10 protein-coding genes are annotated in these 9,372 nt (G+C 67.2%); 5 read left to right on the top strand and 5 right to left on the bottom strand.

Features of this window, described 5'->3' with window-relative positions; genetic code table 11:
• Window positions 1-94: 94 nt before the first annotated feature.
• The 4 genes from MLGJGCBP_RS11650 to MLGJGCBP_RS11635 all read right to left on the bottom strand — a co-directional run bounded on the left by MLGJGCBP_RS11650 (window position 95) and on the right by MLGJGCBP_RS11635 (window position 2,832).
• Window positions 95-544: an SRPBCC family protein gene (locus MLGJGCBP_RS11650; protein ID WP_007300066.1), complete on the bottom strand. Its 450-nt coding sequence runs from the start codon at window positions 542-544 to the stop codon at window positions 95-97.
• A 72-nt stretch (window positions 545-616) separates the two neighbouring features.
• Window positions 617-1,417, bottom strand: coding sequence for a DUF5602 domain-containing protein (locus MLGJGCBP_RS11645; protein WP_007300067.1), 801 nt, complete (start codon window positions 1,415-1,417; stop codon window positions 617-619).
• Window positions 1,418-1,454: 37 nt separating this feature from the next.
• Window positions 1,455-1,910, bottom strand: coding sequence for an SRPBCC family protein (locus tag MLGJGCBP_RS11640; RefSeq protein WP_007300068.1), 456 nt, complete (start codon window positions 1,908-1,910; stop codon window positions 1,455-1,457).
• A gap of 113 nt (window positions 1,911-2,023) precedes the next feature.
• Window positions 2,024-2,832 (bottom strand): IS5 family transposase gene (locus MLGJGCBP_RS11635; RefSeq protein ID WP_236581034.1). Its coding sequence is split into 2 segments (ribosomal slippage): window positions 2,024-2,499 and window positions 2,499-2,832, totalling 810 coding nucleotides; the frame shifts between segments, so codons are not numbered across the junction.
• Window positions 2,833-3,160: 328 nt separating this feature from the next.
• Here MLGJGCBP_RS11635 and MLGJGCBP_RS11630 point away from each other — a divergent pair.
• Complete coding sequence (locus MLGJGCBP_RS11630) at window positions 3,161-3,691, top strand: ester cyclase (protein WP_007300071.1); 531 nt, start codon at window positions 3,161-3,163, stop codon at window positions 3,689-3,691.
• Window positions 3,692-3,812: 121 nt separating this feature from the next.
• On the opposite strand, the gene MLGJGCBP_RS11625 is transcribed toward MLGJGCBP_RS11630, so the two are convergent.
• Complete coding sequence (locus MLGJGCBP_RS11625) at window positions 3,813-5,138, bottom strand: cytochrome P450 (RefSeq protein ID WP_007300072.1); 1,326 nt, start codon at window positions 5,136-5,138, stop codon at window positions 3,813-3,815.
• A 911-nt stretch (window positions 5,139-6,049) separates the two neighbouring features.
• On the opposite strand from MLGJGCBP_RS11625, the gene MLGJGCBP_RS11620 reads away from it, so the two are divergent.
• The 4 genes from MLGJGCBP_RS11620 to MLGJGCBP_RS11605 all read left to right on the top strand — a co-directional run.
• Entirely contained in the window at window positions 6,050-6,667 is a 618-nt protein-coding gene (locus tag MLGJGCBP_RS11620) for a TetR/AcrR family transcriptional regulator (protein ID WP_007300073.1), read from the top strand.
• A 271-nt stretch (window positions 6,668-6,938) separates the two neighbouring features.
• Complete coding sequence (locus MLGJGCBP_RS11615) at window positions 6,939-7,838, top strand: glycosyltransferase (protein ID WP_007300074.1); 900 nt, start codon at window positions 6,939-6,941, stop codon at window positions 7,836-7,838.
• 90 nt (window positions 7,839-7,928) lie between these two features.
• Window positions 7,929-8,066, top strand: a complete 138-nt coding sequence (locus tag MLGJGCBP_RS51645) for a hypothetical protein (RefSeq protein ID WP_007300075.1) — start codon at window positions 7,929-7,931, stop codon at window positions 8,064-8,066.
• 455 nt (window positions 8,067-8,521) lie between these two features.
• Window positions 8,522-9,372 (top strand): aldehyde dehydrogenase family protein (locus MLGJGCBP_RS11605; RefSeq protein WP_160095700.1); only part of this gene is annotated, 851 nt, incomplete at its 3' end.

Here is a 9,372-nt window from a genome sequence, read left to right as displayed (position 1 = left end):
GTGAGGACGGTGCGGGCCCGTCCCAGGTCGCGGCGCAGGGCGTCGTGCAGGATCCCCATCATCCGGGTGTCGGCGGGAGCGGCCCGATCGGTGCTCATTGCGGGTCGCCTGCTTCGAGGAGTGTTCTCGCGTGCTCGAGGTTGCTGCGGACGTCGCGGGCGTACAGTTTCGCGACGATTCCGTCGGCGAGTGCGCCGAATATGCCGCCGAGGGACCCGGATTCCTGGTGATAGGTGACCCGGGTGCCCCGGTCGGTGGATTCGAACAGGGTTTCGGTCTCGTACGGGACCGGACTGTCGGTGCCGCGGCGGCGCAGATACTTGCCCTGCTCGATGTCGGTGAGTTCCTCGGTGATCTCGAGTTGCCGGCCGGCGACCTCGACCACACCGTGCACGACCGAGCCGACCTCACCGGCCTGACCCGAGACCAACTCGTACGAGATCACATTGGTCATGAACAGCGTCACGTTGCCGGGATCCTGAATGAAAGTGAAAACTTCCTCGATGGGGCGGTCGATGACGACGGATTCCTCGGCGACAATCATGATGACTCCAGTCTGGAAAGGGGGTTCATTGCTGGGACTCGCAGTAGTGCGGCGCCCTGCTCGACCTGGTTTTCACGATCGCTGGCGCAGCATCATCTCCCCGAGGGCGATGTCGTATTCGCCTGTCGTGTTGTCGAATCGGACGCTGTAGGTGGTGGGGTAGTAGGCGGTGTGCTGGTAGGCCTGCGGCTGCTTTACGGGCTCTTGAATCGTCGGCCTGGTCAACAGCCACGCGTGGGTCATCATCGGCTCCATGAAGGTGTAGTTCCCGTCCCAGGACCCGTTGATGAACGTCTGGGTGAAGTCGTAGATGCCCGGGATCATTCCGGCGGTCGCGTCCATCCAGTGCACCCCCATTAACGGCACTGCCAGCTCGGATGCGAGCGGCCCGGGCGGGGTGATGTAATCGCGGGGGATGTACTTGCCGTCGGGCAGGTGTGCGGCGCGGGCCGCGTACTCCGGTGCGGCGGGATCGATCCCCATGGTCGAGGACATGTCGGTCATGTAGAAGTGCATGTCGAAATGCGGTTTGCCGAACAGGATCTCGGGTTCGTGTCCGTGCGGGTTCCAGTTGAGCATGACGTGGTCGAATACCGTCGCCGACGCCTGCTCGGGTAAGCCAAGCATGAACATCGCACTGGTGTCGGGCAGCCCCTCCAAGGCAGCCGCCGACATCCGGAGACCGACCGCGGTCGGCTCACCCCGCGTGTCCACGGTGGTGTAGATCCTCACCGTCCCATGGCCGACGCTCTGCGACGAGCCGAAGTAGGTGCGGATCTCCTCCGGTCCGGCGGCGGCCGCGCCGCACCCGGCCACGGTGACGCAGGCCGCGAGCAGAAGTCCCAGCAAGCGGTGCATTCGATGATGTCGCATGATGTGGCCACCTTGTCGAGATCGGTGCCGGCCCCTTTCAGGGTCCGCACAAGCTTTCCTTGCACGCGCGCCGCGCGATCGTCACGAGATCCGCGCGCAGCGCACGGGCGAGCAGCGGAGCAACCATCGGCAGCATCAGTCCGCCCGGCCGCGTCGTCGCCTCCACCGCCCACTCGATGCGCACACGGGTGCCTAACACCACCGGCTCGAAGCGCATCTCGTAGACACCCCCGAAGGGCTCGCTGAGCACGGCATTGACGGTCCGCCGCGGGCGATCGAACACGGTGTAATCCGAGGTGCCCTGCACGGTCAGCGGACCGATGCGCAGGACCATCGAGTACCGGGGTGTGCCATCGGCGCGGATGTGGTAGTCACGCACCGCCGCAACCCGTTTCGACAGGTTCACCAGATGCTGCCCCTGATCTGCGAAGAAGTCCCAGGTCTCCTCAGGGTCGAATGGGAAGACCATCTCGGCGTGAACCGTCCGGCTCATCACGCTCAACTCCAGTGTCGAATGCCGCGATACGGAACTTGTGACTGGACCCAGTGTGGGTCGGCGGTGCGTCCCCGGACCATCCCTCACGTGGGGGATATTAAGAGCTTGTCTCATGTGGGAAGTTTCTTGAAGCAAGTGAGTGCCGCGGCGAGGTGGAGGAATCCGGCGAAGTGCTCGGCGTGGCGTTCGTAGCGGATGGTCAGACGTCGGTAGCCGGTGAGCCAGGCGATGATGCGTTCGATCTTCCACCGGTATCGGCCCAGCCGGTCGTTCCTCTCGATTCCGCGGCGGGCGATGCGTGGGACAATTCTCTCTTCGCGCAGCCACCGGCGGTGCTTGTCGTAGTCGTAGCCCTTGTCGGCGCGAAGCTTTCCGGGTTTGCGACGGCGCGGCCCTCGTCGGGATTTCACCGCCGGGATCGCGCTGACCATCGGTTGCAGCAGGGTGCTGTCGTGGGTGTTCGCCGCGGACACATCGACGACCAGCGGGATGCCGTTGGCTTCGGACAGGACGTGGATCTTCGACCCCTTCTTGCCGCGATCGACCGGACTCGGCCCGGTCAGCGATCCCCCTTTTTCGCCCGGACGCTCGCGGCGTCCAGGATCGCGGCCGTCCAGTCGAGTTCACCGGCGCTTCCGAGCCGGTCGAGCACCTCGCGGTGCAGTCTCTCGAACACCCCGGCCGCCGCCCAGGCGGTAAATCTTCGGTGCGCGGTAGGCACGGTGACCCCGAACGAGGGCGGCAGATGCCGCCACGCACATCCGCTGGTCAGCACGTACACGATCGCGGTGAACACCGCCCGATCCTCCAACGGCGCACTGCCGCCTCCCTGTGGCCGTGCGGCGAATCGCGGAATCAACGGTTCGACGATCTCCCACAACGCATCCGGCACCAACCGCAGTGACAACCCATCTAACACGCGTCACATTATGTCCCATACGCCACTTCATCCACATGAGACACGCTCTAAGCAGGCCCTCGACCAGCGGATACTGGTCACATGACGTCGGCCCGGGGAGGCCGAATTGCTGCGCGTGGGCGGGTAGGAGTTCCTGCCCCATCCCCAAGGTGGGCGGGACGTTTCCGACTTTGATTCTCGACGCGCGTTGCAGTGGCCCGGGAGAGGTCCTCAGGCGAACGGGTGTCGACAAACCCGAGTGGTCGACTACTCCGCAACGTTAGCCTTGTCAGAAGAATCCCGTGCGGCGCTCGCCCATGTTCCGCGCGACAACGTGCAGGGAGTTGAGATGCCCGATCGCAGCCCCACCTCGACCCCGATCGCGCCGCCGAACGACGCCACGAAGGCGCAACTCGTCCAGTGGGCTCTCGACCGCCTCAACGCCCAGGACGTCGACAGCCTGCGTGGTAGTTTTTGGACCGCCGACTCCACCGTGCACTTCCCGACCGGGACGTGTCGCGGGAGCGCCGAGATCGCCGCCTACTTCGAGCAGGTCTTCGCCGCCGTCACCGACTTCACCTTCGAGACGGTCTCGATCGCCGAGTCCGGCGATGACGTCTTGGTCCACTGGCATTTGACCGGACGGCACGTCGGCACCTTTGTCGGCATCGCCGCCACCGGGCGGCGAATCGATTTCGAGGGATTCGACCACTTCGTCGTTCAGGACGGGAAGGTCGTCACGAACACGGTGCGCTACGACCAAATGGAGTTCGCCCGCCAGATCAAGCTGCTACCGCCCGACGGATCAATTGCGGATCGCGCGTTGAAGGCTGCCTTCAACGCCACAACGCGTGTAGTCGGCATCGTTCGACGTCGTTAGCTCGCGATCACAGGTGACTACCCGGCTCGCAAATTCTCGACGTACGGCAGATCACCGTTCGCAGACACTGCAACTCGCGTCGAAAATCAAAGTCGGAAAAACCCTGGGCCACTACTCACAGCTATATCGGTGGAGCGGGTGTCCTCGCTCGGATACGGGCGGGCACGGGGCCGCCGGCTACCATGGTGAACGGCGTGACGAGTGGGAAGTCGGCACCGAGGGACTCGGTCTGGACTGTTCGGAGGATGCCGGCCAAGGCCAATGTCGCTTCGAGCATGGCGAAATGATCCCCGATACAGGTGCGCGGACCGCCTCCGAACGGCAGGTACTGCCACCTGGTGCGCCCCGCCGATCGGTCCGGGCTGAACCGCTCCGGGTCGAACCGACCAGGGGCGCCCCACAGGGTGGGATCGTGATGGAGCGCATAGATCCCGACGATGACGTTCGTGCCGGCCGGAATTCGGTAGCCGTCGACCGCGACATCGCGCATGGCCCTGCGACCGACCGCGGCCGCGGGTGGACAGGCCCGTAGTGCTTCATGGACCACCTGGACGGTGTAGGGGATGCGGGCCACGTCGTCCACGTGCAGTGGGCGATCGCCGAGTGCGGCGACCTCCGCCGCCACTCGATCTTGGATCGCGCGATCGCGCCCCAGGGCCCAGAGGCTGTAGGCCAAGGTGGTCGCCGTGGTGTCGTGTCCGGCAAAAAGGAACGCCCACAGCTCCTGGCGGATCGCCCGGTCGGTGAATGGCTTCCCGGTCTGGGGGTCGGTCGTATCGAAGAAGAGTCTGATCAGCTCGGCATTCCGGCCGGGTTCATCGTGGGCCGAAGTGATCGCTTCATCGATCACGGTGTCGACGACGTCCTTCGCGGTACGAAACCGGTGGCGCGGGGGTGTCGGCAGCCAGGCTGGTGCGCGGACAGGCTGCAGCGCGCGATGCGACACGAACCGGGCGGCACGGTCGAGCGCCGGTCCGAGTACCTCGGCCTGCGCGCCGAGGTCGCTCCCGAACAGTGACTGCCCGAGCACCCGCAAGGTCAGTCGCCGGGTTTCCCTGTCGAGGTCGACCTGGTCCGAGCGGGCCCACTCCGCGGCCATGGTCTGCGCGACACCCGCCATGCAGCTGGCATAGATCGCGACGTGTTTCTTGGTGAACAGCGGCTGTAAGGTTCGGCGTCGGCTCAGCCACGGCTCGTGGGTGATGTTGAAGAGGTTGTCGCCGGACCATTTTCGTGATTCGGCATGGACGGTCAATTCCTTGTCGAAGGCGCCGTCGGAACCGCCGAGGACGTCGTGAGCACCTTGCGGCGAGGTGACGACAGCAAATGGCGGCACCAGTCGCTTCGGTCCGAGTGCGACGATCGTGACCGGTCCGCCCGCGTCCCGGATGTCCTCGAGACCGGTGTGAAACTTGTTCAGGGCCTTGACCCGTGCGAACAGCGGCATCGGCGCGTCGGGTGCTATCGGATACTCTTGCGCCTCTTCGCTGGTCCGGGCCACGACGTCAAGTCTGACACTCGGCCCGGCTCGACCGCTAGACCAGGGGACGCCCCCCGTTGAGGACTCGGACACCACGCCGCTCCGGTGTTCGTCCCCGAGTCGACATGCGAGAGCTCGGCAGGAACGACCCCGTCTGCCGAACGCGGACCGGGGCGTTCCGAAACCGGCCCCGTGGCCGGAAGCCGGTGAGCTGCGCGTTCCCGTTTCCCCGTCCGAGAAAACCGACTCGCGGAACTGGGATCGAAACCGCTGGCCCACTGCGCATCGTTGTTGCAGAACTGATGGGTGAGGCGGCAGTTCGCCCGGGTGTGGGGGCCTTCGCGGTCGATGTGGTCGATCGACAGGACTTCCGGGCCGTACAGGGCATCGAAGTCCACTGGCTCCAGGCAGAGTTGGCATATCCCGCCGTCGCGGGCATAGATGTCCATTCGGGTGAACCGCTCGGCGATGATCTTGCCGTCGACGTCGACCGGCGGAATGAAGCTGGCGCGGTCGCGGCGGTGGTCCCGGAACAGCTCCCGCTCTCACCGCGCCCGGCGGCGCGGCGACGCGACATTGCGTGGGCCGGGTCAGCTGTCGCACGACCGCAGCGCTGGCGTCGAGCACGAAGTCGGCGACGTCCGGGCCGTGGTACAGCGTCAGGTTTCGGTCGGAGTCGCTGGGCACCACGGCTCCGCCGGGCTAGGGAATGCCAGCAAATTGGCCGAATGGGTGAGATTGTCTCGGCGAGCAGTCCTGCGCGAATGGCTTCCTCAACGGTGGACAGCTGTCCGCGAACATCCGCGAGCTGGGGGGTCTGGGGCATGCAACGGATCGTGTCGTCGCTGTTGACAGCCCAAATTTTGAGGTCCATCATTATGGACATGAAAGTGGGGTCGCCGCGCCCGTACCGGATGACCGCCCGGGCGCAATCGGCGGCACAGACCACGGAGCGGATCATGGGCGCCACGCTGGAGCTGTACCGGGAGTATTGGCTGGACGAGATCACCCTCGAGCGGGTCGCGGGCCGGGCCGGGGTGTCGATCAAGACGGTGCAGCGCAAGTTCGGCAACCGGGACGGACTGCTGACCGCGACGCTGCGGTGGATCGGCCGCGAGGTCACCGCGCAGCGCTTCCCGGTCGCGGCCGGTGACGTCGACGCCGCCGTCGAGAACCTGATGACGCACTACGAGCAGTGGGGGCCGCTGGGTTTGCGGCACGTGCTGCAGGCGCAGCGCTCGCCGCTCATCGCGTCGATCGTCGCCCGCGCGCAGGGCCTCCACCACCGCTGGGTGGAGCAGGTGTTCGCCCCGTACCTGGACCCGCTGCCGGCGGCGGATCGTGACCTGTTGTTCGCTCAGCTCGCCGCCGGCACCGACGTGCTGGTCTGGCACGTGTTCCGCAATGATCTCGGCATGTCGGCCGAGCGTACCGGGCAGGCGCTGCTCGGCATGCTGCGGGCGCTGCTCCCGGACGCGCCACCCGAACCGACCTGAACCGGGCCCATCCCGAGACCCAGCCTCCTGGAGGCCACGCCATGGCACACATCCTGTTCGTCACCTGGGACGGCGGCGGCAACGTGCCCCCGCCCTCGGCATCGCGACCGAGCTCCACCGCCGCGGCCACGAGGTCCGGTTCCTCGGGCATGAACAGCAGCGCCGGCAGATCGAGAACCTGGGTTTCCGGTTCACCGCGTTCCGCCGTGCCCGGCCCTGGCGGTCGACCACCGCACACCCCGGAATCCGCGGTCTGTACGCGTATCTGTCGGTGTTCACCGACCCCGGCCCCGGGATCGATCTGCTCGACACCGTCGCCGCCGAACCCGCCGACGTGGTGGTGACCGACTGCCTGCTCTACGGCGCCCTGGCCGCGGCCGAGCGGGCCCGCCTGCCGCGGGTGACGCTGGTGCACACCTTCTACGAGTTCATGGAAGCGGGCGCCAGGCGCGGCCCGGCACCGGTGCTGGCCCGCCTGAAAGGGCAACGGCCCCTGCGGTTGTGGACCTCCTCGGACCTGGTGCTGGTGACCACCGAGCGGGAACTCGACCCGGCCGGGCGCCGGCGCCGTGATCTGCCCCCGGCGGTCCACTACACCGGGGTGGTGCCGCACCGCATGCCGTCCGCCCTGACCTGGGTCGGGGAGCGGGAGCCGCTGATCCTGGTCAGCCTGTCCAGCACCAACTTCCGCGGCCAGCAGCAGACTCTGCAACGCGTCCTCGACGCGCTGCGCGGGGTCCCGGCACGCACGGTGGTGACCACCGGCACCTCCGTCGACCCCACGACGCTGACCGCCGGCCCGGACGCCGAGATCCACGGCCACCTCGATCACGAGACGATCCTGCCGGACGCCACCCTCGTCATCGGGCACGGTGGACACGACACCACCATGCGCGCCCTGGCCCACGACGTGCCGCTGATCATCCTGCCGATGCACCCGCTGCTCGATCAGACGATGATCGGCCGCACCCTCGACCACCGCGGTGCGGCCCGCTGCCTGCCCAAGAAGGCCCCACCCGACCGCATCCGAGCTGCGGTGGACACTCTTCTCGCCGACGGCCCACACCGGGCGGCCGCCGCCGGGCTCGGGACGAGGATCCGCTCCCACGACGGCTCGATGGCCGCAGCCGACCTCATCGACCACCTACCCCACCGACAGGTACGCAGATGAATCTGACTGCTCCGACCGTCGGCTGAATCCACCTCCCCACGCACCCCGCCATCCACACCCACCAACACGAACACGACCCAGGAGGGCGCCATGATCATCACCGAGGAATCCGTTGTCATCGAACGCCCCATCGAGGAGGTGTTCGCCTTCTTCCACGACCCTGCCAACGTCACCCGGTACGCCAAGAAACGTGGCGTCCTACCAGCACGTGTCGGGAGACTGCGGTGAAATGGGCGCCGTCGTGCATCACGTCGTCAAGGTCGCCGGCCGGCGGCTCGACGTCACCGAGGAACTGACCGGCGTCGAGCAGGACACGTCCCTGCGTCGCCGCGGCGTCGACACTCCCGCCCCCCTTCGAGACCGAAATCCGCTTCGCCCCGGCCGGGGCGGAGAGCACCCGGGTCACCTGGCACCAGGAGTCCGGGAAGTTCGGTGGCCTCCTCGGCAAGATCCCCGATGGGATCGTCGCGACACTCTATGCCCGCAACGCCCACCGCAATCTCGCTAACGCGAAGACCGTGCTCGAAGCCTGACACACCGTGCGGGCACCACCCTCCACGGGGCGGTTCGCCCACCCGGTCACTCTCATTTCGCCGCGACCACCCGCCGCCGGCACCCGTGACATCGAGTAGCCCGCGACCACCCAATTGCGTCGGGTGATCCTGCCAAGAAGGCCTGATCTCATGACTGAAGACACGCGCACTACTGCCCCCACCGTCGCCCCGTCCGGCACGTTCGCCAGCCTCGACCCGCGCTCGGGCACCGTCCTCGCCGAATACCCGATCGCCGACTCGGTCGCCGTGGCCGCCGCGGTGGATCGGGCCCGCGCCGCCGCCCGCTGGTGGCACGACCAGGGCTTTCGCGGGCGTCGCACCATGCTGCTCGCGTTCAAGAGGGCCGTCGCGTCCGACGCCGACGCCCTCGCCACGCTCATCTCCGCCGAGACCGGCAAACCCCGCGGCGACGCCGCCCTCGAGATCATGCTGGCGATCGAGCATCTGGACTGGGCCGCCCGGCACGCCCGAAAAATCTTGCGGCGCAAACGGGTTCGGTCCGGTCTGGCCGCGATCAACCAGTCCGCGTCCCTCGGCTACCAGCCGCTCGGGGTGATCGGTGTCATCGGCCCGTGGAACTTCCCGCTCTACACCCCGATGGGCGCGATCTCCTACGCCCTCGCCGCCGGCAACGCGGTGGTGTTCAAACCCTCCGAGCTGACCCCAGGGGTCGGCACCTGGCTGGAGCAGAAGTGGAACTCGCTCGATGGCACGCGGCCGGTGCTGCAGGTGGTCACCGGTCTCGGGGAGACCGGCACCGCACTCGCCCGGGCCGGGGTCGACAAGATCGCCTTCACCGGCTCCGGCACCACCGCCCGCAAAGTGATGACAACCTGCGCCGAAACCCTCACCCCGCTGGTGGCCGAGTGCGGCGGCAAGGACGCGATGGTGGTCGCCGAGGACGCCGACCTGGACAAGGCCGCCGAAGCCGCCGCCGTCGGCGCGTTCGGCAACGCCGGCCAGGTCTGCGCCGGTGTCGA

Origin of the sequence: Rhodococcus sp. T7 (assembly GCF_009872365.1) — a bacterium.
GTDB lineage: Bacteria > Actinomycetota > Actinomycetes > Mycobacteriales > Mycobacteriaceae > Rhodococcus_F.
Note: the sequence above shows the minus strand (reverse complement) of the source record. Positions and strands in the feature narration are given on the sequence as shown.

Excerpts from the sequence above, each read along its gene's own strand:
- MLGJGCBP_RS11645 (WP_007300067.1), bottom strand. The coding sequence starts at position 1,417 with ATGCGACATCATCGAATGCACCGCTTGCTGGGACTTCTGCTCGCGGCC.
- MLGJGCBP_RS11630 (WP_007300071.1), top strand. The coding sequence starts at position 3,161 with ATGCCCGATCGCAGCCCCACCTCGACCCCGATCGCGCCGCCGAACGAC.
- MLGJGCBP_RS11650 (WP_007300066.1), bottom strand. The coding sequence starts at position 544 with ATGATTGTCGCCGAGGAATCCGTCGTCATCGACCGCCCCATCGAGGAA.
- MLGJGCBP_RS11640 (WP_007300068.1), bottom strand. The coding sequence starts at position 1,910 with ATGAGCCGGACGGTTCACGCCGAGATGGTCTTCCCATTCGACCCTGAG.
- MLGJGCBP_RS11625 (WP_007300072.1), bottom strand. The coding sequence starts at position 5,138 with ATGCCGCTGTTCGCACGGGTCAAGGCCCTGAACAAGTTTCACACCGGT.
- MLGJGCBP_RS11620 (WP_007300073.1), top strand. The coding sequence starts at position 6,050 with ATGGACATGAAAGTGGGGTCGCCGCGCCCGTACCGGATGACCGCCCGG.
- MLGJGCBP_RS51645 (WP_007300075.1), top strand. The coding sequence starts at position 7,929 with ATGATCATCACCGAGGAATCCGTTGTCATCGAACGCCCCATCGAGGAG.